Annotated in this window: 24 protein-coding genes and 4 pseudogenes; 13 read left to right on the plus strand and 15 right to left on the minus strand. The window is 65.8% G+C overall.

Annotated elements, in window-relative coordinates:
• Positions 1 to 40: 40 nt before the first annotated feature.
• The 3 genes from ACWIDW_RS04135 to ACWIDW_RS04145 all read left to right on the plus strand — a co-directional run bounded on the left by ACWIDW_RS04135 (position 41) and on the right by ACWIDW_RS04145 (position 1,577).
• Positions 41 to 466, plus strand: coding sequence for a pyridoxamine 5'-phosphate oxidase family protein (locus ACWIDW_RS04135; protein WP_454123161.1), 426 nt, complete (start codon positions 41 to 43; stop codon positions 464 to 466).
• A 110-nt stretch (positions 467 to 576) separates the two neighbouring features.
• Positions 577 to 837, plus strand: coding sequence for a DUF7218 family protein (locus tag ACWIDW_RS04140; RefSeq protein WP_454123163.1), 261 nt, complete (start codon positions 577 to 579; stop codon positions 835 to 837).
• 44 nt (positions 838 to 881) lie between these two features.
• Positions 882 to 1,577 (plus strand): NADPH-dependent F420 reductase, encoded by a 696-nt coding sequence (locus ACWIDW_RS04145; RefSeq protein ID WP_454123164.1) that lies wholly within the window; start codon positions 882 to 884, stop codon positions 1,575 to 1,577.
• Positions 1,578 to 1,756: 179 nt separating this feature from the next.
• Here ACWIDW_RS04145 and ACWIDW_RS04150 read toward each other — a convergent pair.
• From ACWIDW_RS04150 to ACWIDW_RS04160, 3 genes and pseudogenes are all read right to left on the minus strand, one after another.
• Positions 1,757 to 2,476, minus strand: a pseudogene (locus ACWIDW_RS04150) (DUF998 domain-containing protein); the annotation flags it as partial.
• A gap of 99 nt (positions 2,477 to 2,575) precedes the next feature.
• Positions 2,576 to 3,085, minus strand: coding sequence for a metallophosphoesterase family protein (locus ACWIDW_RS04155; RefSeq protein ID WP_454123166.1), 510 nt, complete (start codon positions 3,083 to 3,085; stop codon positions 2,576 to 2,578).
• Positions 3,086 to 3,168: 83 nt separating this feature from the next.
• On the minus strand, positions 3,169 to 6,300 hold the full coding sequence (locus tag ACWIDW_RS04160) for a chondroitinase family polysaccharide lyase (protein ID WP_454123168.1): 3,132 nt from the start codon (positions 6,298 to 6,300) through the stop codon (positions 3,169 to 3,171).
• A gap of 227 nt (positions 6,301 to 6,527) precedes the next feature.
• Between ACWIDW_RS04160 and ACWIDW_RS04165 the strand changes: the two genes are divergently transcribed.
• Positions 6,528 to 7,514 (plus strand): TerC family protein, encoded by a 987-nt coding sequence (locus ACWIDW_RS04165; protein ID WP_454123169.1) that lies wholly within the window; start codon positions 6,528 to 6,530, stop codon positions 7,512 to 7,514.
• Positions 7,515 to 7,583: 69 nt separating this feature from the next.
• Complete coding sequence (locus ACWIDW_RS04170; RefSeq protein WP_454123171.1) at positions 7,584 to 7,985, plus strand: VOC family protein; 402 nt, start codon at positions 7,584 to 7,586, stop codon at positions 7,983 to 7,985.
• Between the two features lie 25 nt (positions 7,986 to 8,010).
• Here ACWIDW_RS04170 and ACWIDW_RS04175 read toward each other — a convergent pair whose 3' ends face one another.
• Both ACWIDW_RS04175 and ACWIDW_RS04180 read right to left on the minus strand, forming a co-directional pair.
• Positions 8,011 to 8,313 carry a hypothetical protein gene (locus ACWIDW_RS04175; protein ID WP_454123172.1) on the minus strand — a complete coding sequence of 101 codons (303 nt, stop codon included), beginning with the start codon at positions 8,311 to 8,313 and terminating at the stop codon, positions 8,011 to 8,013.
• Between the two features lie 53 nt (positions 8,314 to 8,366).
• Positions 8,367 to 8,648, minus strand: a pseudogene (locus ACWIDW_RS04180) (hypothetical protein); the annotation flags it as partial.
• Here ACWIDW_RS04180 and ACWIDW_RS04185 point away from each other — a divergent pair.
• Together ACWIDW_RS04185 and ACWIDW_RS04190 are read left to right on the plus strand one after the other, a co-directional pair.
• On the plus strand, positions 8,553 to 8,939 hold the full coding sequence (locus ACWIDW_RS04185; RefSeq protein WP_454123262.1) for a hypothetical protein: 387 nt from the start codon (positions 8,553 to 8,555) through the stop codon (positions 8,937 to 8,939). The pseudogene ACWIDW_RS04180 and the gene ACWIDW_RS04185 sit on opposite strands and share 96 nt — an antisense overlap.
• Positions 8,891 to 9,094: pseudogene (locus tag ACWIDW_RS04190) on the plus strand (site-specific integrase); the annotation flags it as partial. The gene ACWIDW_RS04185 and the pseudogene ACWIDW_RS04190, both read left to right, overlap by 49 nt.
• A 220-nt stretch (positions 9,095 to 9,314) precedes the next feature.
• On the opposite strand, the pseudogene ACWIDW_RS04195 reads toward ACWIDW_RS04190, so the two are convergent.
• From ACWIDW_RS04195 to ACWIDW_RS04210, 4 genes and pseudogenes are all read right to left on the minus strand, one after another.
• Positions 9,315 to 9,554, minus strand: a pseudogene (locus tag ACWIDW_RS04195) (integrase core domain-containing protein); the annotation flags it as partial.
• Positions 9,555 to 9,607: 53 nt separating this feature from the next.
• A complete protein-coding gene (locus ACWIDW_RS04200) occupies positions 9,608 to 10,402 on the minus strand; it encodes an ABC transporter permease (RefSeq protein ID WP_454123173.1) in 795 nt (264 codons plus the stop codon).
• Complete coding sequence (locus tag ACWIDW_RS04205) at positions 10,399 to 11,118, minus strand: ABC transporter ATP-binding protein (protein WP_454123174.1); 720 nt, start codon at positions 11,116 to 11,118, stop codon at positions 10,399 to 10,401. The genes ACWIDW_RS04200 and ACWIDW_RS04205 overlap by 4 nt, the downstream gene beginning before the upstream one ends.
• The gene (locus ACWIDW_RS04210) at positions 11,115 to 11,588 is read right to left on the minus strand and encodes a hypothetical protein (RefSeq protein WP_454123176.1); all 474 of its coding nucleotides are present in this window, start codon (positions 11,586 to 11,588) and stop codon (positions 11,115 to 11,117) included. Before ACWIDW_RS04210 ends, ACWIDW_RS04205 begins: the two co-directional genes overlap by 4 nt.
• 9 nt (positions 11,589 to 11,597) lie before the next feature.
• Here ACWIDW_RS04210 and ACWIDW_RS04215 point away from each other — a divergent pair, with 9 nt between their 5' ends.
• From ACWIDW_RS04215 to ACWIDW_RS04225, 3 genes are read left to right on the plus strand one after another with little or no spacing between them, the layout of a single operon-like run.
• A complete protein-coding gene (locus ACWIDW_RS04215; protein ID WP_454123178.1) occupies positions 11,598 to 12,083 on the plus strand; it encodes a helix-turn-helix domain-containing protein in 486 nt (161 codons plus the stop codon).
• Between the two features lie 13 nt (positions 12,084 to 12,096).
• Positions 12,097 to 12,840, plus strand: coding sequence for a phosphotransferase (locus tag ACWIDW_RS04220; protein ID WP_454123179.1), 744 nt, complete (start codon positions 12,097 to 12,099; stop codon positions 12,838 to 12,840).
• Between the two features lie 30 nt (positions 12,841 to 12,870).
• Positions 12,871 to 13,320 carry a DUF3224 domain-containing protein gene (locus tag ACWIDW_RS04225; protein WP_454123180.1) on the plus strand — a complete coding sequence of 150 codons (450 nt, stop codon included), beginning with the start codon at positions 12,871 to 12,873 and terminating at the stop codon, positions 13,318 to 13,320.
• A gap of 703 nt (positions 13,321 to 14,023) precedes the next feature.
• On the opposite strand, the gene ACWIDW_RS04230 is transcribed toward ACWIDW_RS04225, so the two are convergent.
• The 5 genes from ACWIDW_RS04230 to ACWIDW_RS04250 form a co-directional block, all read right to left on the minus strand.
• Positions 14,024 to 14,806: a TatD family hydrolase gene (locus tag ACWIDW_RS04230; protein WP_454123181.1), complete on the minus strand. Its 783-nt coding sequence runs from the start codon at positions 14,804 to 14,806 to the stop codon at positions 14,024 to 14,026.
• Complete coding sequence (locus tag ACWIDW_RS04235; protein WP_454123183.1) at positions 14,803 to 16,089, minus strand: hypothetical protein; 1,287 nt, start codon at positions 16,087 to 16,089, stop codon at positions 14,803 to 14,805. Before ACWIDW_RS04235 ends, ACWIDW_RS04230 begins: the two co-directional genes overlap by 4 nt.
• Positions 16,089 to 16,502 carry a hypothetical protein gene (locus ACWIDW_RS04240; RefSeq protein ID WP_454123184.1) on the minus strand — a complete coding sequence of 138 codons (414 nt, stop codon included), beginning with the start codon at positions 16,500 to 16,502 and terminating at the stop codon, positions 16,089 to 16,091. The genes ACWIDW_RS04235 and ACWIDW_RS04240 overlap by 1 nt, the downstream gene beginning before the upstream one ends.
• A gap of 374 nt (positions 16,503 to 16,876) precedes the next feature.
• Positions 16,877 to 18,871: a KAP family P-loop NTPase fold protein gene (locus tag ACWIDW_RS04245; protein WP_454123186.1), complete on the minus strand. Its 1,995-nt coding sequence runs from the start codon at positions 18,869 to 18,871 to the stop codon at positions 16,877 to 16,879.
• 362 nt (positions 18,872 to 19,233) lie between these two features.
• On the minus strand, positions 19,234 to 20,049 hold the full coding sequence (locus tag ACWIDW_RS04250; protein WP_454123188.1) for a DUF6042 family protein: 816 nt from the start codon (positions 20,047 to 20,049) through the stop codon (positions 19,234 to 19,236).
• A gap of 118 nt (positions 20,050 to 20,167) precedes the next feature.
• Between ACWIDW_RS04250 and ACWIDW_RS04255 the strand changes: the two genes are divergently transcribed.
• Positions 20,168 to 21,058, plus strand: coding sequence for a hypothetical protein (locus ACWIDW_RS04255; protein WP_454123189.1), 891 nt, complete (start codon positions 20,168 to 20,170; stop codon positions 21,056 to 21,058).
• Here ACWIDW_RS04255 and ACWIDW_RS04260 read toward each other — a convergent pair.
• Positions 21,055 to 22,026, minus strand: coding sequence for a tyrosine-type recombinase/integrase (locus ACWIDW_RS04260; RefSeq protein ID WP_454123191.1), 972 nt, complete (start codon positions 22,024 to 22,026; stop codon positions 21,055 to 21,057). The genes ACWIDW_RS04255 and ACWIDW_RS04260 overlap by 4 nt on opposite strands.
• A 431-nt stretch (positions 22,027 to 22,457) precedes the next feature.
• On the opposite strand from ACWIDW_RS04260, the gene ACWIDW_RS04265 reads away from it, so the two are divergent.
• The gene (locus tag ACWIDW_RS04265; protein ID WP_454123192.1) at positions 22,458 to 23,048 is read left to right on the plus strand and encodes a type IV toxin-antitoxin system AbiEi family antitoxin domain-containing protein; all 591 of its coding nucleotides are present in this window, start codon (positions 22,458 to 22,460) and stop codon (positions 23,046 to 23,048) included.
• The gene (locus ACWIDW_RS04270; protein ID WP_454123193.1) at positions 23,045 to 23,953 is read left to right on the plus strand and encodes a nucleotidyl transferase AbiEii/AbiGii toxin family protein; all 909 of its coding nucleotides are present in this window, start codon (positions 23,045 to 23,047) and stop codon (positions 23,951 to 23,953) included. Before ACWIDW_RS04265 ends, ACWIDW_RS04270 begins: the two co-directional genes overlap by 4 nt.
• Positions 23,954 to 24,033 lie beyond the last annotated feature (80 nt).

The raw sequence follows: 24,033 nt of genomic DNA on the forward strand, positions 1-24,033 counted from the left end.
CCCTCTCGCCGTGCGGCGGCGAGGGGCGTACCGTCGGTACATGACCATCAGGGCGTCGGATCGCGCGGCCGTCGCGCACTTCATCCGCGTGTGCGGGTCGGGCGTCGTGGCGAGCGTCGGGCGGGACGGCGCACCCCAGGCCGCGTACGTCGGGCTCACCGCCACCGACGAGGGCGTCCTGATCTTCGACGCCGCCGGCGACTCGCGCACGGTCGGTGACATCCGCGAGCGCCCTCAGGTGGCCGTCGCGGTCACGGGAGCCGACATCTCCGTGCAGCTGGAGGGCAGGGCGCGCATCACCCGCGACGAGGAGCGCCGGCGTCTCGGCGAGGTGTACAGCGAGCGCTTCCCCGACTCGAGAGCGCTGGACGACGGGTTCGAGATCCTCGCCGTCTACGTGAACCGGATGCGCGTGCACGACGCGGGCGAGCATCCGCCGCGCGTCGACGAAGCCGCCTGGCGGTGAGCGGATAGGCGCGGCCTGTGGTGGTGTCAAGGCCGTTCGGCCGGGCGCCGGCCGCGCGTACGGTCGTCCCAGTCGCTGACCGCGACGTCCGACGACCCGAGGAGGCGGCCGTGCCGAACCAGCCAGAGCTCAAGGACGAAGAGCTGTACGAGAAGCTGCGCGATGACGGCGCATCGAAGGAGAAGGCGGCGCGCATCTCGAACGCCGCGGCCCGCGACGGCCGCTCGACGGTCGGACGTCGGGGAGGGAAGTCCGGAGACTACGACGACTGGACGGTCGATGAGCTGAAGAAGCGCGCGAAGGAGCTGGGCATCGAGGGATACTCCGGCAAGCGCAAGGCCGAGCTCATCGACATGCTGCGCGACCACTGAGCACGCCGCGCCGGCGCCAGGGCGGGCCGCCGTACGATGACGGGGTGACTGTCACCTCGCCGATCCGGACGCTCGGCATCATCGGCGCCGGCCGGCTGGGGCGTGTGCTGGCGTCGCTCGCGGTGGATGCCGGATACCGGGTGGTCGTCGCGCGTTCGGGCGATCCCGCTCCCATCGCCCGCGCGATCGCCGCGATCGGAGCCGAGGCGATGAGCGTCTCCGACCTGGTCGCGGTGTCGGATGCCGTGGTGCTGGCGCTGCCGCTCGGCCGGTACCGCACGCTGCCGGCGACGCAGATGCGCGGGATGCTGGTCGTCGACGCCATGAACTACTGGTGGGGTGCCGACGGCGATCGGCCCGACCTCGACGACCCGCGCACCTCGACGAGCCAGCTGGTTCAGCGGCACCTCGCGGGCGCGCGCGTCGTGAAGGGGCTGGGGCACATGGGGTACCACGACCTCGAGGACGAGGCTCGCCGCGCCGGGGCACCGGGGCGCAAGGCGATCGCGATCGCCGGGGATGCAGCCGACGATCTCGATGTCGTGTCGCGACTGATCGACGACCTCGGTTTCGATCCGGTGATCGCCGGGCCCCTGGCATCCGGGATCATGCTCGAGCCGGGCGCCGACGCGTTCGGCGCCGACGTGGGCGCGGCTGAGCTGCGCGAGATGCTGCAGGGGTTCGCCACGTCGCGGCGCGGCATCGTCGTCGCACGAGCGCGGCGCGCCGCAACATCCTGACCCGCCGTCGGTTCGACGGCATCCGCGTGCACGGCTTCCCGCTTGCGACCGCGTCGGCGCCGCCACCCCGAGAACGTGGTGCCGGTCTGCGACGCGTGACGGTGCGCGATCTGCTCGAGCAGGTGCACCCACCAGAGGATCATCGCGAAAGCGATCGCCTCGAACACGGTGAGCGAGATCACCTCGGCCTTCAACGCGGCGAGCGCGACGATCATCGTGACCGCGCTGATGATCGTCGCGCGGCGCAGGGCGGGGTCGAGCTGCCACAGCAGCACCCGGTGCGAGAGCAGCAGGAACGCGAAAGACAGCACGGCGCCGTTGGTGGCCTGCTCGTGCGCGATCGGGTCGACCGACAGCGGGTAGGCGCCGATCGCGAGCAGGCTGACGCCCAGACCCGCGATCGCGGGAGGCATCACCCGCATGGCGATGCGCGAGCGTCGGGCGAACGGCATCACACCGGTCAAGCGCACCCGCAGCATGCACGACGAGCCGGCGATGATCGCCCCGCTCGCGATGAGGCCGCCGTTGAAGGCGAAGCTGGAGAAGTCGCCCATCATGCCGAGTCTGCTGAAGTAGAGGTGCCACCAGTCGGCATCCGTCGTGGTCGCCGCCGAGACGAGGATGCACCCGCAGAGCAGCAGCGCAGCGCACAGCACCCACGTGAGTCGCGGCACCGCGCCTTCCCTCCGGGCCGGCGGGTCTTCCGCTCGGATCTGTGCGGCGCGCATGCCGATCGCCGGTACCGTCAGCAGAGCCTGCCCACTCATCCGTCCGCCCATCACCCGCGCAGGAGAGACGCGGGTAGAGAGTCCCCCCGGAAGCGCGATACACATGCAGAGCCGCTCGAGAATGCTCCGCTTCTTGGAGCCTATTGGGCGATGCCGCGTTCGGGCGACCATTATCACGGAATGACCCGCGGTGATATGGTTCGTCGCGCTTTCAGAGAATCGATCTCGATGATCGGCGTCGGTTCACCGAAAGCGGCTCACCGTCGCGGTTCACTCGTCGCGGTTCACCGGGATCAGCGTGACGTCGAGCGCTCCCCCGTCGATCCGCACGCTCATCATCGTGCACGCCGGCTGACGGCGCCGATCGGTCGGCGACCCGGGATTGAGCAGACGCATGCCGCGTGGCGTGACGGTGTCCCACGGTATGTGCGAATGCCCGAAGATCAGCACGTCAGTGTCGGCGAACACCTGATCCATGCGCTGCTCGCGCTTCGCCGTCGGCCCCGTCTCATGGATGACCGCGAAGCGCAGGTTCCCGACGGTGAAGCGCGCGATCTCGGGGAGCCGCTCGCGATGCTCGGGCCCGTCGTTGTTGCCGTAGACGCCGTGAAACTCTCGGGATCGCGACTCGATGAGGTCGAGGGTGGCGATGTCGACCCAGTCCCCCGCGTGCACCACGACGTCGGATGCATCGATCGCGTCGAGCACAGCACGCGGCAGTCGTCTCGCCCGCGCCGGGATGTGCGTGTCGGCGAGCAGCAGCATCGTCGTGGTCGTCATGGTGCCGCCAGTATCCCATCGACGCCAGACCGAGCGTCTCGCCGCGGTTCACCGCATCCCCGACGACGGGCCCGCGCCCGATCTCACCCGATGGCGGTCAGGGTGAGATCGCGCGAGGCGCCGTCGCGACAGGTCACGGTGATCGTCGTCGTGTCGCCGGCCGCACGCGCGGTGACGCCCTCCGCCGCGCACGACCATCTCCCCGGCACGGTGAGGGTGATCTGCGACGGCGCGCTGGTGTTGCGCCGCCACGGGCGGGAATAGCTCGTGTTCGCCCCGACGTAGCTGCCGTCGGCGGCGAACTGGTCCGGATCGTCGCCCTCGTACAGATGCAGGTCGGGGTCGGTCACCGACAGCGCGAGCGTCTGCTCGTCACTGCGCCACATCAGCAGGCACGGGGCGTCGACGGCGGTGATCGCCGCGTCGAGGTCTGTCAGGTCGGCGAAGACGACTGCACCGGTGATGCCGGTGTCGCGATGGTGCACGACGTGCGCCGCGGCATCCTTGCGCACCACGGAGTAGGGCGCGTCGTCGGTGCTCATCCGCGCGGTGAAGTCGGCCGTGCGCTGCTCTCCGGCGCCGACCAGCAGGGCGTACTCGTAGCCGGCGCCGCGGGGTGCTGTTCCGTGATCGATGAGCGCCGTCGCGTACGGAACGGATGCCGTCGTGGTGTCCTTCTCGTCGGGGGCGGTCTGCACCGCGCTGATGCGGCGCAGGCGCTGCCCGGCGGGCAGGTGGAACCCGTTGCCGAGCGGATCGACGACACCGGTGGGCTGGGTCAGCTGCGTCGCGTCGTCGGTGCCGTCTGCGGTCGGCACGGCGACCTGGAACAGCGTGGTCTCGGTGCTGTGCTGCGGGTCGTCGTTCGCGATGTCGCTGCCCAGGCAGACGATCACATCGTCGAAGCTGAACCGCGACACCTTCGCGGTGTGGGTGGGATCGAACCTCGGATGCTCGATCAGGTGCATCCCGAAGACACCGTGCTCGCCCTGGAACGAACCTGCCCCGCCGAACGCCGAGCGCGTCAGCGGCATGATCTCGATCGTGTCGCTCAGGTCGCCCTTCAGAAGCTCCCACGGAAGGTGCTTCGTGGTCGCGCCGGGGATGCGGTTCCAGTCCCAGCCCGGGTGCACGTACCCGTTCGCCGGATGCGTGATCTGCCCGCTCTCATCGGCTCGGGCGAGCACCTCGACCGACGCGTAGGCGAGGTAACGACCGTACAGGTTGTCGCTGGCGTAGATCTCGCTCGACCACAGGTAGCGATTGTGGCCGCGCAGCGCGACCAGCCACTCGCCGCGCCGGTGCAGCCCGCAGGCCGCGTAGCCCAGCGCCCAGTGTCCGTTCGGCGCAGGCTCGGACTCGATCCCCGCCTCGCGCAGATCGGCGGCGAGGCTGCGCTGCGCGGCCGACGGGTTCGGCGGCAGCAGCCGCAGGAAGGCCGCACCGACCTCCGGGTCGAATGCGCCGTCCTCCCCCGGCATCGGCGTCGCCGCCAAAGCCGTGAACGGGTTGAGTGAGAGTCCCTGCCCGCCGTCGGGGTGGCGGCCGGTGAGCGCGATCGGCCACTGCGTGGTGTTGGCGTGCAGGCGCTGGGTGAGCAGCGCCCGGCGCAGCGCGGCGCGCGCAGGTGCGCCCAGGGCGAAGTCCGTGCCGTGCAGCAGGGCGACCACAGGTGCCATCCCGACCAGCGCATCGCGGCCGTAGTCCGGGTACGGGCCCATGTGGTGGAAGATCGTGCCGTCGGGCTTGAGCCCTCCCTCGATCCCCGGCGAGGTGCTCAGCGAGCGCTCGGTGAAGCGGGTGAGCGCGGCCAGCAGGCGGCACTGTTCGTCGACGGTCCCGGCGCCGACCGCGCAGATCGCCATCGGCTTGAGCAGAGTGTTCTGCACGTCGATGATGCCGCCGTACTCCGCCGGGTCGCTGAAGTCGTGCGTGAGCCGGCCCAGTCCGACGAACCAGGCGAGGTTGTCCATCGCGCGCCGCCACAGTCCGGCTTCGGTCAACAGCGGCTGCGCGACGAGGAACGAGTCGGCGGCCTCGCGGTACTGGTAGCCGATGTGGTGGATCGTGCCCTGCGCGCTGTCCTTCGCGAAGCCCTGGTCTTCGAGGTGTGCGTACATGCGCAGGTAGAGCTCGTCGAACTCGGGCGCCGTGGCTGCCCCGGTGGCCCGTGCCTTCGCCGACGCCGCAGCGATCGCTCGCATGCGGGTGCCGTAGGCGCGCAGCGCGACCGCGGATGCGAGCGTCATGACGTCGGCGCGGATCTCAGCGGGCAGGATCGCCGACTGGTAGCCGTTGATGTACGAGCCGGGTGCAGCGGGGATTCCGGATGCCCGTTCGGGCACACCCAGCTCGGCGACCTGCTCCTTCGCCTTGGCGAGCCCGGCGGGGGTCACGTCGGCGGCGACCGTGGCGGACTTCAGCAGCGCGGCACGGATGCCGGCGAGATCAGCGGCACCGTCGGCGGCGGGAAGGGATGCCGCGGCCAGGTCGTCATCGAAGCGCACCAGGTCGAGCCAGTGCCGGTTGTCGGCCTCGGCGATCTCGGGCTGCACGAACGGGGCCTGGCGGTCGGGTGTCGGGTGGTCGGGACGCATCTCGGTGTTGAGCACCACCTGGTCGATGAACAGGGTGCCCGCGCGTCGCGGAGCGATGAAGCGCACCCGGTTCATCGCGTGGTGCGCAGTGCCCTCGGTGTCGTAGCCGAGGCGCACCCAGCAGGTGCGCCAGCCGGTGAAGTCGAGCCCGAACTCGAAGACCGTGTCGGTCGTCGCGCCGCGGCCGAACTCGACGCGCAGGCGATCGGTGGTGGGTTCGGAGTTGTACACCCACATCGAGAAGGTGTCGACGGTGCCCATCAGCGCCTGATCCATGCCGGCGGTGTAGCGGCTGGCCTGGTAGCGCAGGGGCTCCTTGATGGTCAGCACTCCGCGGGCGGCGTGCTTCCACTTCAGGCTGTGGGCGCCCACCTTGCCGCGCTCGGCGCTGATCGAGATCGTGCTTCCCTTGCCGGTCGAGAACTGCCGCGGCACGTGTGTCTCGAGCAGGAAGACCGGCGGCGACAGCGCGAGAGCGCGCGCCTCGACATCCGCCGGGTCGAGAGCGCCGGCGAGGTGCAAAGCGGATGCCAGGGCCGGCTGCGCACCGCCTGCGATCAGCGCGGCGCTGCCGAAGGCTGCGCCCGCCACCAGGAATCCGCGTCGTGAGATCTCCATTGACACTCCTCTTATCGAACTTCGTCGTCTCGCAGGTGAGGATCGCAGGGTGCGAGGAGGGCATTCAAGATGCATTGCGGGAGCCGTTACACTGGTCACCGCAAGGGGAGTACTCCCGCGCGGTGGGTCGTCACCACGGATGCATTCGCATCCCGGTCCACCGGTTCCCGATTCGGGAATGGAGAAGACCTTGGCGTCGATTCGTTCGCCTCAGGTCAGGAGACCCCTTGGAAGTCAGCCCCCTCGTCTGGATGATCACGGTCGCGGTGACCGTCGCCTTCTTCGTCTACGAGTTCTTCACGCATGTCCGCAGACCGCACGAGCCGACGATCGCCGAATCGGCGCGCTGGTCGGCGTTCTACATCGCCCTCGCGCTGGTGTTCGGTGTCGGCGTCGGTGTGGTCTCTGGATGGACGTTCGGCGGTGAGTACTTCGCGGGCTACCTGACCGAGAAGGCGCTGTCGGTCGACAATCTCTTCGTGTTCCTGATCGTGATGTCGAGCTTCGCCGTGCCGAAGATCTATCAGCAGAAGGTGCTGATGATCGGCATCGTCATCGCGCTCATCCTACGCGGCGTCTTCATCGCCGTCGGTGCCGCGCTGATCGAGAACTTCACCTGGGTCTTCTACCTGTTCGGTGCCCTGCTGCTGGTGCTCGCCTACCAGCAGGCGTTCTCGCACGGCGACTCGAACGTCGTCGACGGCCGCTTCATGCGCTTCGTCCGCCGGCACCTGCCGGTGACGGACGAGTACCACGAAGACAGGCTCACCGTGCGCAAGGACGGCCGCCGCTGGGTGACGCCGATGCTGCTGACGATCGTCGCCATCGGCTTCGTCGACCTCATCTTCGCCGTCGACTCCATTCCCGCGATCTACGGGCTGACCGAGGAGGCGTACCTCGTCTTCACCGCCAACGTGTTCGCGCTAATGGGGCTGCGCCAGCTCTTCTTCCTGATCGGCGGCCTGCTCGAGCGGCTCGTGTACCTCGCCCAGGGACTCGCGGTGATCCTCGCCTTCATCGGCGTGAAGCTGCTCGTCCACGCGCTGCACAAGAACGAGCTGCCGTTCATCAACGGTGGCGAGCCGATCACGGTGATCCCCGAGATCCCGATCTGGCTGTCGCTGCTGTTCATCGCGGGAACGATCGCGGTGGCGACGGTCGCGAGCCTGAGGAAGACGCGGGTCGACGAGCGGTCGGCGGTGGATCGGGGCTGATCTCGGGATGCCGGCGCGCCGGTCTCAGAAGCGGTGGAAATGCGCCGTCTGCGAGCGCACCATTGGCTCATGAGCGCATTCACCCCCGAGCGGGTCTTCAGCGGCTTCAGCGTCGACGACCTCGACGCCGCCCGCACGTTCTACGGCGAGACGCTCGGCATGCCGGTCTCGAACAACCCGATGGGCTTCCTCGAGATCGGCCTGCCGCAGGGCGGCTCGATCCTCGTGTACGACAAGCCGGACCACGTTCCGGCGACGTACACCGTTCTCAACTTCGCGGTGGCCGACATCGATGCCGCCGTCGATGATCTGAACGCCCGCGGTGTGGTCACCAAGATCTACACCGACCCCGATTTCGGCACTGACGACAAGGGCATCGCGCGGATGGGTCCGGACGGCGCGTCGGGCCCCGAGATCGCGTGGTTCAAGGATCCCGCAGGAAATGTGATCTCGGTGCTGGTTGCGGCGTGACGACTGGTTGACCGGATGCCGGCCATCAACGGGCCGAGATGAGCGAACCGTCGACGCCGTGGCGTCGCCACCGGCCAGACGATATGACGGTCGGCTCCTGTGTCGGATCGCGGATGAGAAGCGCGGTGTCTTCGTCGACGAACCGGACCTCCTGGCTCGAGCGTTCAGCGCCTCGTGCGAACCGTTCCTCTGCGTCGGCGGGTATCCAGTCCGCGCCCAGGTGGCCGGCGAAGAACCAGTCGAACAGGGGAACGGCGGGTGCGACGGACTCGAGTCCGAACAGCTCGAGTTCGTCTTGATCGTCGAAGTCGGCGGGCCAGCGGTGCATCGGCGAGCGAAGATCATCGAGCCGGCGCTCCACCCGATGTACACCTTCTCGGTCAGCAGCTCCGCGAGCGCCGGTGCCAGACCTGTCGCGTGCCAGGCGTGGGCCGCCCACAGGTTGCTGCCACCGTAGCCGAGGATCACATCCGCTGAACGCAGGCGCGATTCGACGAGGGCCCGTGGACGGGCGAAGAGCGATGCCACATCGAGCTCCGCCCGCCCCAGTGAGTGCAGACCCGCGAGATGCTCGACGAGCGTGGAGCTGTCACCCGGGAATCCGAGGATGCTGTCGATCACCACGACGACCCGAGACTCGACGAGAGGCTTGTCGCTCGCCACCTCACCACATTGGCCGATAGATGCGGGGAGGTGCATCAGAGCTACTCAGATTTCGTCATGCTCGGCGCTCTCCTAGCCGCCTGCGGCTCCGAAATCTCAGGCCTCCAAGTCGGCAACATCGACTGGGATCAACGCATCGTCACGATCCGCCGCCAAACCTACCCCGGCGCAGGAGGCCTCGTCACCAAACAAACCAAGGGCGCGACATCGGCCACGTCCCCATCCTGCAAGCCCTCACCCCTGTGCTGGAACGACTCACCCACAACCGCGAACCCGACGAGCGGCTCCTGACCGGCCCTCGCGGTGGCGTGCTCACCACAGCATCGGTGCGGGATGCGACAAAGTGGAACCAACTCGTCACCGAACTCGAGCTACCCAGCCTCACCCGCCACGGGCTCCGCCACACCGGAGCAACCTGGCTCGCCGAAGCAGGCATCCCGCTCCATGTCCTTCAAGGCATCCTCGGCCACAAATCAATCGAGACCACACGCGGCTATCTCCGCCCGACACCAGGCACCTCACCGACGCCGCCGCACGCGCCAACGCGTTCCTCGACGGACACGAGAACCACGACCGCGACGGCCCCGTCATGCCCAGCCGAACGCCGGCACCTCGGCGATGAAAGAGGCTGCCGATCGCGACCCAAAACAGGCTCCAGGTCCCGGCGTGTGTGGGCTGGACGTTGGTGTCGTGTTCTCGCAATCGGGACGCCGGGGGCTGCCCGCCTGCTCCCGAGTGGCGGGGGAGGTAGTTGTAACGGATGTTCCGGACACCGATTGGCGCTGAGCGAACGTCCTCGCTGGTGAAATTTCGGGCATGGAGCAGCTCTTCGGCCAGGATCCGCTGGTAGCGCTCCACCTTCCCATTGTGGCGAGGCGAGCACAGGTTTCGTCGTTCCCAGCGTGTCGCTCCCCGACCGGATGCAGGGTGCACTCGCGCCGCTGAATGCTACTGACTCGTCACCTGAGGTCTCGGCGAAGGGGAACGAGTATGGCCAGAAGACCGGCGACGCCCGCGTAGGCGAGCAGGATGAAGGCTCCTGTCACCGGAGACGCGAGGGAAGCAGCTCCGAGGGAGGTCTGCTCGGCCAGGGCATCCGTGAGGAAGGAAAAGCTCGTCAGCGAGGCTGTCGCTCCGCCGGGCAGGATCGGGTAAAGGGAGTTCACACCGGGGATCATCATGAGCACGAACTCGAGCAAGTAGAAGTAGCCGAGCACGATGGCGATCGCGATCAGCTGGTTGCGGGCGAGCGCGCCGATGCTGACTCCGAGCACCATGTACACGGCAGCCGCAAGCGCGAGTTGGAGCAGCGGGACCACGATCTCTCCGACCGGGACCGGAATCGCGACTCCTCGCGCCGCGGCGCCTGCGTATAACGCCACTCCGGATGCGGCCGAGCAGATGATGCCGTAGCTCAGACCGAGAAGCGCATAGACGACGAGCTTCGCACCGAGCACTCGCCCGCGTCTCGGCGCTGCGAGAAACGTCGTGCCGATGGTGCGGTGCCGGTACTCGGAGGTGACGGCAATGGTGCCGATGAGGGCGGGCACGAACAGCAGCACAGCAGGAAGGCCGAGCACGATCTCGACGCCTTCGACGGTGTCGAGTCCGGGCATCGGCGGGGTCGCGTTCTCGGGGCCGATCAGAGCGAGGGCACCCGTCAGCAGCATCCCGCACATCGCCGCGAGCAGGATCGTCCAGAGCGCAAGGCGGAGAGTGACGAGCTTGATCAGCTCACCGTGGATCAGTTTCACAGCGGTGCCCCTTCCTGTGTGGCGCGAAGGAACACGTCCTCCAGCGAATCCCCATTCGAGCGAAGTTCGCTGAGCGGCCACGTTCGCGTCACTCGGCCTCGATCAATGAGGACCATGTCGTCGGCCGTCTGCTCGACCTCACCGAGCACGTGACTGGACAGCAGGACGGTGCGACCTGTCGCCGCGAAAGTCCGCAGGAACGTCCTCAGCCACACAATGCCGACGGGATCCAGGCCATTCGAGGGCTCGTCGAGCACAAGGATCTCCGGATCCCCGAGGAGCGCGGTCGCGAGCGAGAGGCGCTGACGCATCCCGGTGGAGAACGTGCCGATACGACGATCGGCGAACTCGGCGACGCCGGTCTCTTCGAGCACCGCATCGACGCGTTTCGAGGAGAGGCCAGAGAGCGCACTGTAGGTGCGGAGGTGCTGCCGGGCGGTCGTTCTCGGGTGCGCACCGGCGATGTCGAGCACCGCTCCGACGAGGCGGGCCGGACGGCGGTGATCCCGATAGTGCTTCCCCAGAATGAGCGCTGTCCCTTCGGAGGGACGGATCAGGCCGAGCAGCATGCGCAGTGTGGTGCTCTTTCCGGCGCCGTTCGGCCCGAGAAAACCGGTGACGCGCCCCGGCGCCGCACTGAAGGTCGCATCCGTGACGGCGTCGACAGTGCCGAAGCGCTTGGCGAGCCCCGTGATCTCGATCGGTGCGACACTCATCGGGCGACGCTCCCGTAGATCGCCTGCGCGATGCTGCCCGCGTCTTCAGTGCTGAGCAGGATCTCGTCGAATCCGGTTTCGCCTCTGACCGTGCTCAGCCGCAGCAGCGGCAGGCCGCGTTTCATCGAGACCAGCCGACGCACCCCGGAGGGATGCGTGAAGGTACCGAGCTTGCGGTAGCCCGACACGACGAGTCCTGAGCGCATGCCCAGGATCTCCGACGTCCAGCCTGGCTCGACCCGAGCCGACCGGAGGGCGGCGAGCGGCACGCGCAGGAAGCCCCGGCCGGCCATCGTCGCTTCCCAGCCCGGGAATCGGATGTCCACTCCCTCTGGCCCGTAGCTCACCTGCGTCATCGCGCTCACCTCTGCTTCAATGGTTGTTGTCGTGATGAGAACATTATCATGATGAGAATGGTTGGGAGAACACTCGTGGCTGAAGAGCAGCAGATCGCTGACATCGTCCTCCATCCAGTGCGCATGAAGATCATTCAGCAACTCGGGGGCCGCAGCATGACGACGACTCAGCTGCGTGAAGCGCTGCCCGAGGTCAAGCAGGCCACCCTGTATCGGCACGTCGCGGCGCTGCTCGAGGCCGACATCCTGGCTGTCATCGAGGAACGACATGTCCGCGGCGCCACAGAGCGCACGCTCGCACTGGGCGACCGAATGGCGCACGTGGGCCACGGCGAGTTGCAGGCGATGGACGCGGTACAACTGCGCTCGGCGTTCACGATGTTCCTCAGCGGACTCTCGAACGACTTCGAGCGGCTCCTCGACGACGACCGCACGGATCTGCGGGGCTCTTTGGGGTTCGCCCGCGCGGTACTCCACCTCGACACTCAGGACCTGGAGAAACTGCAGGCTGAACTCATGGCCGTGCTCACGCCCTATCTGGAGAAGCGCAAGGAAGGGCAGCGCCGGATAGCGTTCGCGACCGTGCTCATCCCCGAGACCGACGACTAGAAGAGGAAACTTCATGAACGACATGCAGCAGGCGATGTCCGGCGGAAACATGAACACCGTCGTACGAGACGGCGACACGGTCCGTCGCGTGGGCGGGCCGTGGACACCGACCGTGCACCGCTACCTGCGCTACCTCGAACGCGGAGGAATCGACTGGGCGCCGGAGCCGATCGGGTTCGACGGAACGCACGAGACCCTGAGCTTCATCGACGCTTTCGTTCCCGCCTATCCGCTGCCGAACTGGGTTTGGACGGATGCCGCGCTCGAGCAGGGTGCGCGGATGCTGCGCCAACTGCACGATGCATCCATCGGCTTCCCGCTCGATGAGAGCACCTGGCAGTCGGCGACCAAGGTGCCCGTGGAGGTCATCTGCCACAACGATTTCTCCCCGCACAATCTCGCGTTCGACGACGGCACGATCGTCGGTGCGATCGACTTCGACATGTGCTCGCCCGGCCCGCGAATCTGGGACATCGCCTATTTCGCCACGCGCATGGTTCCACTCACGGGCGAACCGCCGGTCGGGGCGCCGACCGGGCGCGACGTGTCACGACGCATCCAGTTACTGATAGACGCTTACGGGCCGGATGTCGGGAGCATCCCTCTCACCGTCGACGCCGTCGTTCAGGTGGCGATCCGCCGGCTCTACCAGCTTGCCGTCTTCTCACGCGCGAAAGCCGACGAACTGAGCAAGCCTGAGCTGCGCGACGAAGCCGACGAGTACGACCGTGACGCCGCGCTCCTGCTTCGGGCGTGACTATGGAGTTCAGAGAATCAAAGGAGCAACATGCAAGCCTCAGGGACCTTCACTGTAGAAGCGTTCTCCCCCGTCGACCCGCACATGGATACCGGGCCGGTGACTGCCACCTCCGTGGCGGTAATGAGAATGGAGAAGCAGTTCACGGGAGATGTCGCCGGACGCTCGGTGACGGTATTCACGTACGCTCTTGACGCGGCCACCGACGTCGGCGGGTATGTCGCAATGGAGTCTTTCGAAGGCGTGCTCGGCGGCCGGTCGGGTACGTTCAATTTCTCACATTCGGCAACGACGGTCGGAGATGTCCGGAGTGACGAGTCGTTGGTCATTATCCCCTCGAGCGGCACTGGGGAGTTGACAGGAATCTCGGGCGGAGGCGGAATCGCAGTCGACGCGGATGGGACGCACCGCATTTGGTTCGACTATAAGCTCCCCGCCAAAAAGGTCCAGGAGACAAGCGACTTCCCCGGCCCGCACTGAATCGACCTGACTTTCGTCACGTTCTCGACGTGTACTGAGTTCGGGCCACAAATCGATCGAGACTATCCGCGGCTACCTCCACCCCGACACCAGGCACCTCACCGACGCCGCCGCACGCGCCAACGCGTTCCTCGACGGACACGAGAACCACGACCGCGACAGCTTCGTCATGTCCAGCCGAACGACAGCACCTCGGCGACGAAAGAGGCTGCCGATCGCGACCCAAAACGGACTGTAGGTCCCGGCCAGGTCCCGGCTCGTCACAACGGCCGCAATCGAAGCGTCCCGGATGGCATCAGTGTCCGCGGTCGGATGCTTCCATAAACCCCTCCGAAAAGGACAACAGAAACGACGAAGCCCAGGTGAGAAGCCTGCTCTCACCTGGGCTTTTCTGTCGGGATGACAGGATTTGAACCTGCGACCCCTTGACCCCCAGGTACCCGGATCAGCAGTTTTCCTTGATTTTCCGGGCTTCTCCGCTCTGCAGAAGGCCCGTTTTCACGTCCTGCATTGCATGAATTGCATGGATCTGGTCCCGGTTTGGTCCCGGTCAACGCAGGGTCAGCGAGCGATGGACTCCTCGCTTCCGACGTTTACGCGGGGTTTGCGTCGGAATCCACCAGCCAGCATCTCAACCTGGTTCTACATCATGTACGACGCCCGGAGGGCGCGATCGTCGTCGCATCTAGTGGGCCTAGTGTCATCAGACGTTGGAAGCAGCCGCGTCGATGATGGCCGCGATGCGTACCGGAAGGAGGTGCTTCGTGTTCGTGTCTGTCGTCAGCGAAGCGAGATTCTTCCACGTCTGTAGACGGAATTCGGGGGTGCTGAGTCCGCGCTTCTCTGCCAGCGATGATTCGATGTCGTCAACGTTCCCGGGCTGGCGAGGGTGCGCGCCGCTACGGTTGCCATCGGGATGGTCGGTCTCTGGTAACAGGCGATCGGTAGGAACCAGGTCGAGTGCCTCGCCACGCCGGACGGTAGCGGCGTTTATGGAGAAGTATGCGCCGAGGTCGAGAGCTCGGATGGTGGTTGTTCTATCGCCGAGCCACCAGTGCAGGACCGCGCCAGTGATGGGTGTGCGCGCGAGCTCGTCCACAACTTCTGCTGTCGCGCCGTAGCTGTGGATTGATGTCAGGCGTGGCGTGATTTGTAGTCGGGTGAGGAGTGACTCCAGCACCTCACGCTGCTTGCCGAGTCGGGATGGCACCTTGGCATCTAGTCCGATCTCGCCCACGTACGCTGTCTGCCCAACTAGAGCCTCGAACTCGCCGGGATCGTAGCTGTCTAGAGCGGCCTTCACGCCGGGATGAACTCCGACACCCCAGACCGTGAGGAGATCCTTGTGCTGTCGCTTAAGCGCAATGCGTGATTCCTCCAGGCTCCGACTAGCCGCGAAGATGACTGCGCGGAGGCTGAGCAGGTCTTGAGCGCTTATTGCCGTATCGATATGAGCGTGGACGTCAAGTGCCGGCCAACTGGTCATGTGAGCAAGCCCAACTCCTTGGAGCCGCGCAGGCACAGGTCGCGCGCTTCGCCGGCGCTGTAACCGTCGGGTAGGCGCATGGCCGCTATATCGCTGACTCTGATTCCCCGAGCGACGAACGCCTTGATGCTCGGCAGGATGGATGTTCTCTCGAGTTGCGCCTTCGCAGTGTCGTTGGGGGGTGCGTCGATCACGTAGGTGCTTTGGTCGCCGATCCGTGCGGCGGCGAAGGAAGCTCGGCGGACAAGGCAGCCGAAGCAGGTTCCGCAGTGATCGGTGGCGGCGACGCCGAGCCACCTCTTGTTCGTAAAGGCACACGAGCTTGTGGCACTGAGCAGTTCGGAAGCGGCGTCATCGCCGACCTCGTCAGCGAGCCACCGGAACATCTCGCCCTTGGTCCGAGTAGCGAACGGATTTGAGAGGTTGGCCCATGCACCAGCTTGCTTGGCAAGCCGCGCGAGCTCGGCCAGGAACCATGGATGGGTCGTGCGAGTCGAGAGGCTCCCGAGCTGGTCTGGCCCGAGAGGCGGGTTTAACGAGGCGAAGCCGTTCTCGGGTATCCACAACTCCGCACCGTTTATCGAGGCGGTAGCAAGACCGAGCGCGAGAAAGAGGAAGGAGCGCGTGCGAGTTGTGAATTCGTTTCGGAACGAGTGTCCTCCGGGTTGGGCGTTTCGACGCGTGAATACGATCTGCTGATGGTGCTGAACGGAGCCAGCCGGTCGCAGCTCTCGGATTCGTTTAGCGACGTCCTTCTGTATCGGTGAGATCGATGTGGCCCCGACGTGAGACACGAGGACATGCTCTTCTGGTCTCGTGCGCGCGAGGAACGCGCCAGTTGCGGAGTCAGCCCCACCACTCATGAGCACGATCCGCTGCGCGTTCGGGTAGCCGTTCGCTGTGATCTCTTCTCGCGGGATGCGTGCACGCCGGAAGGTGAGCTGCCATGCGTCGCCAGACAGGAAGTCCAGGAGACTCTGGAGGTCACCGGCCAGGGCGTTCCAAGAGTCTGGATTGTGAACAGGGACGGTGAGCGCGATGCGACGTTGGGTCCAGTTCACCCGCCCAACTTGCCTGGGCACGGAGCGATCTGCGGCGTAGACCATCGCGGCCAGGCGGAAGAGTTCGATGTTCTCGTGTCGCACCGGTCCGAGCTTGCCCAGCCGCGGACCGAGCGGAGTGTTGAAAGTGCCCTTACCATCGGCAGGCCAGTAGAAGGTGTGCTCAGCAGCCTGACGGGTCACGGTTCCAGGAATCTGGAAGCGGAGGTCGAATTCGGCCATCAGTGCCCCTCGTAGATCGTTCGGAGGTATTCGAGGCCGTCCTCGATGGCCCTGGTGAACTCGTCAGGACTCGGCCCAGCCGGAGTGAGATTGGCATGTGCGGCAAGCTCCTCGGCGGCCTGGCGAACGCCGTCTTCGAACTCGGCGCGCTGGGCTCCGGTCATCTCCTTGGCGTTGAGTGTCGAGGCTGTCTCCACAAGGTAAGCCTCTGCAAGGATCAGTGCGACGGCTTCTTCGGCGATCTGGCCAAGGGAAACTTGGGCGCCGGCGATGTCACTCTCCACAAGCCACTCGGCAAGTCGACCGACGACCTCCATCTGCTCCGCGGTATCGATCGTTCCCGGCGGAAGATCCTCGCAGACCTTTTGGGCGATCTGATGCACGACGTCAAAGACGTTCGGGTTTGCACGCAACGCGTCATAGTCGAGACCAAGATCCCGTAGCGTCTGTGCGTCACCTGTGCGGTACGCATACGCCGCGGCGGCACCTCGACCGGCTGATCGTGCGGAGCCGGAGACTGAGCGCGTGAGTGAGTCGGTGCTGCGACGTCCGCGGGCGGAAGCTCCTCCTCCGCGCGATGAGCTGAAGAGCCTTGCCGCGGGAAGCACGCGACCCGCAGGCGTGTTCGAGGACGGCTTCAGCGGTGAAAGCAATGTGGGTTGGGCCTGGCCGTCACCTGTTGGCGGTGGTGCGCCACCCGCGCCTGGAAGGCTGGCGAGCCAGTCGTCGAGGCCGTCGCGAACCTCACCGCCAGCGGGACTGCCGGAGTAAGAGCCTTTCGTGCCCACTAGTGTTGTCCTCCCTTGGGCGGAGGCGTTGTGAGTGCCTTCTTGATGTTGCCGTCCGGCAGCCTCGCTGCAAGACCGTTGATTACGTCCTTGATCCCGGGGATGTCGGTGCCCGCGAGGATCACGGCGGTGCCTGGTTGCAGATCGGACGCCGGAAGACGACGGAACGCGTCGAGAGCAGCGGACTGCGCAAACGGATGAATGCCCGCGAGCCGAACGATTCCCGAGACCGCGCCGCGTTGCTCCTGAACGCGGTCACGGGCGCGCAATGCGAGGTGACGCACAAGTTGGCTCACGTCGTCGATCGTGAGCGCTCGGAGGCTGTCGTCTGTGAGTTGGCGCCGATCCACGGTCCGTGTCGACGCCAGCTGCGCAGCAAGATCGCGGAGGTGCTGGGACAGTTCGGCGCTGACAAGTAGATCGCCCCGGAACGATGCCGCGAGGTGAAGATATGGGCTCAAATCAAGGTCGTGCAGATCGGGCGGTAGCTTCGCCCAACGAATCATGTCATCAGCGAAGTGCGGTGCGACGCTGGTCAAGGAGCTCGGCGCAACTGTTGCATCCACCTCCGTTTTGTCATCAGCTTCATCGTCGAGGTCCGTGTCGGTGGACTCACCGATCGCCTCCGGTGCGATCGGCTCATTTCTCCCATCAGTACCGTCGGACTCGATCGGACTCTCCTGCTTCGGCCGGTTAGCCTGCGTCTCCAGTGCTTCGAGACGATCGCGAAGTTCGCCAGTGCGGAGCCAGGACAAGACCGCCTGGAACTGATCTGGCAACAGAACCTCGAGCACCATGAGTTTGGCGACGACATCGAACTCCAGCTCGATTCCGCGCCGCGCCGCGATCGAACGTCGGATGTTCAGGTCGTTGAGGAAGCGTTTGATGCGCCGCGGGTTTCCGCGCAACTTCTCGTAGAGGATCGTGGTCAGTCGTCGAGCGAAGGATAGCTCCTGCTGCACATCGAGCCCGTCGGGCGCCTTGAGATCATCGAGCGCCCCGACCGCCCGAAGTCGTTGACACTCGGCGATGATTCCTTGAAGTTGATTGTCAGTGAAGCGACTGTCAATGCGGTTCTGTAGCTGGAGCAGCAGCACGTAGGACTCGGTGTCGAAGGCGCCGAGGGCCGGTAACGGAACCGTGGTCTGTACGATCTTGTGCAAGTACAGCTTGGACGGCGACTCCGTGGGCAGCGCGTCCTCGCCCCCGTCACGCTCAGTCGGCATGGTCCACTCGGGCAGCCTGGTACGAATCGCGTCGGCGACCCTGTCCTCATCCGCCGCGATGACGAACGCCATGCCTTCGACGCTGAGGAAGAGGCGTATTGCCTCCAACGTCTCAACCACAGTGTCGACAAGGCACCGGTCAAGATCATCGACCAGCACTGCGATCCGACGAACGTGAGCAAGTTCGTCGGATCCCAGCAGTTCGGTGAACTCTGTTTTGAAGCCAGCAAGCCCGCGCGGTTCGTCCTTACCGTTGTCCCCGTCCTTGCTGGGTTCTCGTATCAACCCCAGGACGTCGTCAATTCCCGGAATCTGCAATGTGAGTGAGGACTTGGCTGCGAGTTTCACGGCCTTCGCCCAGTCGATGCGATCGGAGAGCTTCTTCAGCAGCTTCTTGATCTTGGCGCTCTTGGACTCGTCTACGCCGACGAGACGTTCCGCGAGCTCCGCGGCGATGGCGTCGAGGACCTCACCGATCAGGCTTTCCTTTGCTCCGACCGAGGGGTCGTAACGCCAGGGGTCCGTGCGCACCGTGAGAATCTTGGCCTTCTCGGATTCGCTGCGAGCGTCGAGGTCCGCCTTGATGAGCTCAAGGACAGTTGTCTTGCCGCTACCCCAGGGGCCGGAGAGGCCGATTGCCAGCGGATCGAGCGCATCGTCGAGGACGGCGTCAGACACGGTTTCCGCGATCGCGCGCGCTGCGAGGAAGTCGATCTTGGATGGCTCGTCGGACCAAAGCCGTCCACGGAGATCCTCTGTGGCTGTCATGGCGCCTCCTCACGCTCGTTTGAGGCGAGGCGACAGTGAGCTTGTCGCCCTCCTTGTTTGGAGGGCGGCACATGAAAGTGACACCCGTCATTTGATTGGGTTCAGTTCGATGTTCCCATTGCAGGCTCCACCCACCATCTCGACACGCGGCGAGAGCCCGGTGACCGGGATCTGTGGGTGGATGGGTCCCTGCGTCGGCCCGCTACCCGGGGGCTTCCTCCAAGCACCCCGCTGTGCGAGGTCGACGGCTTCTTCCCGGCGCACCCGACTCGCGCGAGATGGCGAGGTTCATTCAGAGCTGGACTGTCCTCGAGTCGCGAGACGGAAGGCGGCGGCCTCAGCGGGACTGCGTTCGTGCGGGCTCAGTCGGCGTTTGGGCTTCCGTGGCGGATCGAGATGCGTGAGGCGCGGAACGCCTCCCAGTCGATGCGCAGAATGAAGGAGTCGTGCACGGTGACTGTCTCGATGTTGACACCGGCGGAGAAGTCGCCGTTGCCGAGCAGGGCAAGGAGGGCGCTGCGGACGTCTTCGGGGTCTTGGTCGAGGTGCTTGGCAAGCTGGCCGAGGTCGGTGAGCAGGTGGTCGACCTCCGCTCCTTCGGGACGGAAGAGGTGGATGATCTCCTGAGCGGTGGCTTCGTGCAGTCGTTCCCATCGCATGCTGTCCTGCAGAACGGCTTCATCGGCATCGAGGGGCAGAGCCTCGCCAGGTAAAGGCGCTAGCGGGTTGATCGAGTGCATGCCGCTGTCGTCAATGTTAACCACGTCACATGCGATGAGAAGGTCTAGGAGAGCACCGATCGTGTGTGCGACGGGGACCTCTTTCGCGGCGAGGTAGCGCTCGAACGTCGCAAGGTCAATCTCGCGTTGGGCAGCTTCCTTCGCGTTCAGCTCAGACGCGGCGCGCGGCTCATCGTCTGGCTGTCCGAAGTCCTCGTCCAGCCGTGCGATCTCTTCGTCAGTCCAGTCGTGAAGAGGCTCCCACGCTGACGAGTCGAGCCCTTCCGGGGAGTGCCGGGACTGTCGAAGGCGGGCATCGAGTTCGGCGCGCGTGGGCGGTTGCTCGAAGAGGATCTGTGTGAAGACCTCAATCATGCTCGCGGGCAGCGCGCGGCTCCACCCCTTGCCGAAGAGGGTGTCGGCGAGTACCTGCATCGCGATCTGGTCGTCCTCGTTCACGAACTGATTCTCTCGTGCGGAGCCATAGATCGATGGCCGGACTTGCCGAGTATCCCTGCTGACCAAGTCGGTATGTTTTTCCATTTTGTTCGCGTACATGCTGATTTACGGTGGTTCTATGACACCGCGCCCCGAATTCGGTCCCGATGACTTCGTCAACCCTGATGCTCCGGAGGACGAGCAGCGGCTCCGGGCCGACCACCCGGCTGTTCGCGATCTATCCTACGAGCGCAGTCGCGATCGGCAGCTGGCCGATCTGTTCAAGGGCTCGATGTTCGAGCCCGGCTGGGAGCGGCAGGAGTCCGACGACGAGGACGAGTTCGTTCCTCAGGCACAGCGTCTGGAGCTCTATCTGAAGGAGCGGTCCCGCGGCAAGGACTACGTCAGCGACTTCGTGTTCCGATCGAAGGAGTTCCCGGTGATCGTTTACGGGATATTGATCAACCGCGGGAAGGGCCTTGAGATCGCCGAACTTGAGCTCTTCCGAACATCGTGGGGATACTTCGACCAGTGGGGCGATTTCATCGATGACACCGCACCAGCTGGGGAGGACGAGGTTGGCGAGGCCGAGTCCCGCCAGTTGATCACGAGCGATCTGCTCAGGCGGATCCCGCTGGGCCGCATCATCGCTCTGGCGCAGCAGCGTCTCGCTCAGGAGGAATGGCGCACCGAGGGAGTGATGGTGCTGATGGGTAATGACCGAGGCCCGGACGAGCTCACCTCGGAGGAGACCTCAGCGCTGGAGTCAGCCGTGGAAGCTGCCCGACAAACCAAGCGCGGGCGCCCGCCACTGCCGGACGACCTGCTGGAAGCTGTCGCGCACGCCTATCTGGAGGAAGCCATCGCGGGCGCCGGTCTGTTGCGCCGAATGTCGGCACGGTTCGCTCGCCCCGAGGCCACAGTCCGCGACTGGATCGCCGCCGCACGCGGGGCCGGGTTCCTCACCCCTGCCCAGCCCGGGCGACGCGGCGCGGGACCTGGACCGAGATTGGGTTCGGTAGTCGGTTAGCTCGCCAACCCGAAGGCTTCCTCAAGGTAGTCGGCGGTAGCGGGGTTGACGGCCTCGTTGCGCCGCACGTAGTGCTGCAGGGTGATGATCGGGTCTGAGTGGCCGAGCAGATCGGCGGCGAGGTTGATGCCGGCGGCATCGTTGATCGTCGTCGCACCAGTTCGTCGGAAGCGGTGCGGGGTGACGCCGGCGATGCCGGCCTTGTCCATGATGTCGCGCAGACGGCGGCGCACGTTGTTCGTGGTGAACGGCGTCCCTGCCCGCGTGGAAAACAGCAACTCGTCAGGATCGATGCTCGATACCCGCTGGAGGCGGGCACGCACGGCGCGCAAGACGAAAGCGGGGAGCGCGACGCGCCGCACTGAGCGGGCGGTCTTGGGATGGTCTTGCCGGTGGGTGGGCTCGCCGCGACGGCTGACGATCGTGCCGGCGATCCGCACCGTCGGGATCGGGCCGGTGAGGTCGAGGTCCTGTAGGCGTATTGCAGGGACCTCACCGATGCGTGCGGAGGTGCCGAGCATCACCTCGACGATGTGCCCAAGTTGCTCGTCGGGTCGGGGTCCGGCGAGGATCTCGCGCTGCTCCCACTTGCGGATCGCGGCGCGGATGCTCTTGATTTCCTCTGGGGTGAAGGAGTCAGGGATGCGCGGTGGTCGGCGTAGCCGGGAGACGTAGTCCATCGGGTTGCGTGCGATGATCTCGTGCCGCACGGCCAGGCCGAGGGCGAGGCGCAGCACGACGCGTGCTTGGCGTGCTCGGTTGTAGCTGAGCTTGGCGAGCTGCTTGAGGTAGTGGTCGCAGCGGGAAACGCCGATCTCTCGGAGGGTTAGGTCTGTGAAGAAGGGCAGCACCAGGGTGCGCATGTTCCGCTCGTAGAGCTGTCTGGTGGTGGGCGAGAGCCTGTCCTCGATTTCCATGTCCTCGAGCCAGTAGTCCACGAGTGCGGGGAACGAGCTGTCGGCGCTCATCCCGGTGAAGCCGGGATGGAACAGGGACCGCTCGGAGAGCTTCTTCTTGAGCTCTCGTTCCGCGGCCGGCCGGGTATCGGCGGTGCATTGGACGTGGCGGCTCTTGCCGTCCCAGTCACGGTAGCGTGTGCGGGCCTCGTGCCGACCGCCGGGAAGCCTTCGGTGCGCGATGACCCCGTGGGTGCCGATCGGGGTGCGGGGCCTAGCCACGAACGACGTCCCCCTTTCTGCGGAGCGCACCGGTTGCGTAGCGTCGGGACCCTCTGGAAAAGGATGCAGATCGGTGAGGACTATTGGGATGGTGCTCAGTACACATCCGTCCAGTCTGCTCGGGCGAGACCGCTTCCCCGTCGCCGCGCAGGGTCGAGCGGCAACACTCGGCTCGGATAAAATACGCACACAGTGGCCTGTTGTGTGCAAGGATTTTGTCCATGAAGGCGATCGGTGAGGGCTTGCCGTTGACGTTCACGACGGAGACGGCGCGGGCGCAGGGGGTGCATCCGCGTGACCTCTATGCGTGGCGGGATGCGGGGCAGATCGTGGAGCTCTCCCGCGGCGTGTTTCGCCGCGCGGACGCACCACCGGCGTCGTATCCGGATGTGCTGGCGGTCGCGTATCGGTCGCCGCGGGCGATCGTGTGCTGCGTGTCGGCGGCTGCGCTCCACGAGTTGACCGACGAGATGCCGCCCGCGGTGCAGATCGCGGTGCCGAAACGCTCGCACACCCCTGTGATCGACTACCCGCCAGTGACCGTGTTCCGCTTCGAGGAGACCACGTTCGAGCTCGGCCTGTCGTCGTTCGAGGCGGGGCCCGGTGAGGCGGTGCGGATCTACGACGCGGCGCGCACGGTGGTGGATCTCATGCGCTTCCGCCGTCGACTTGGCGAGCCGACCGCGCATGCCGCTCTCAACCGCTATCTATCTTCCCGTGGGGCGCGACCCGCGCTGCTTCTGGAGTATGCGGAGGCGCTGGGCACGTTCGGGCCGGTGCGTGCTGCTCTCGACGTCGCGAGCGCCCGGTGAGCCGGCCGACGCGAGACAGTGCGGCAGGACGCGCGTATCTGGATTTGCAGAACCGTGCCCGCCGGGAGAAACGTGGCACACAGGAGCTGCTGACGATGTATGTCGTGGAACGGTGGCTGGCGCGCCTGTCCCACTCGTCGTACGCGGATGACTTTGTTCTCAAGGGCGGGATGCTGCTGGCGTCCTTCGGAACTCGTCGTCCCACCGTCGATGCGGACGCGCTGGCGAGGAACATGGCATCTGACGAGGCGACGGTCGCCGAGCGTGTCGCCGAGATCGCGTCGCTTGAGGATCCGGACGACGGTGTGGAGTTCCTTCCCGACACGGTGACGACCGCGGTGATCCGTGACGACGCGCTCTACTCGGGCGTTCGGGTAACGATGGGCGCGCAGCTTGCCACCGCCCAGGTGAAGCTGCGTCTCGATATCAATTTCGGAGACCCAGTGACCCCGGCACCTCGCCTGGTGGAGCTGCCTGCGCTGCGGCCAGATGTTGCACCGATTCGAATCTTGGGTTACCCGATCGAAACGGTGCTGGCCGAGAAGCTGGTCACCGCGATCGACCTGGGTCGGGCGAACACTCGCGTGCGGGACTTCGCCGACATTCACATCCTCACCGGCACGCAGGCCGTGCGCTGCGATGCGGTACGCGCGGCGGTCGAAGCGACGGCGGCTTTCCGTGGCGTCGCACTGACTCCCCTGTCGCAGGCCACCGAAGGTCTGGGAACGCTGCGAGCAACAACGTATGCCGCTTACCGCAACGGCCTGGTATCGACTGTGCATGGACTTCCACAGCGGTTCGTCGATGCGATCGCCGCTGTCGTTGCGTTCATTGATCCCGTGATCGACGGACTCGACGGCGAAGCCGTGTGGGAACCATCGACGCGTCGATGGGAACTCGAATGAGCAGTCATCTCTGCCGATGTCTCACCATGCGCAATTTCAGGCGCCCCACAGGCCGGATTATTCGTTTGACCTGGCCACTT

The sequence above is a fragment of the Microbacterium sp. NPDC055312 genome (genome assembly GCF_053645675.1).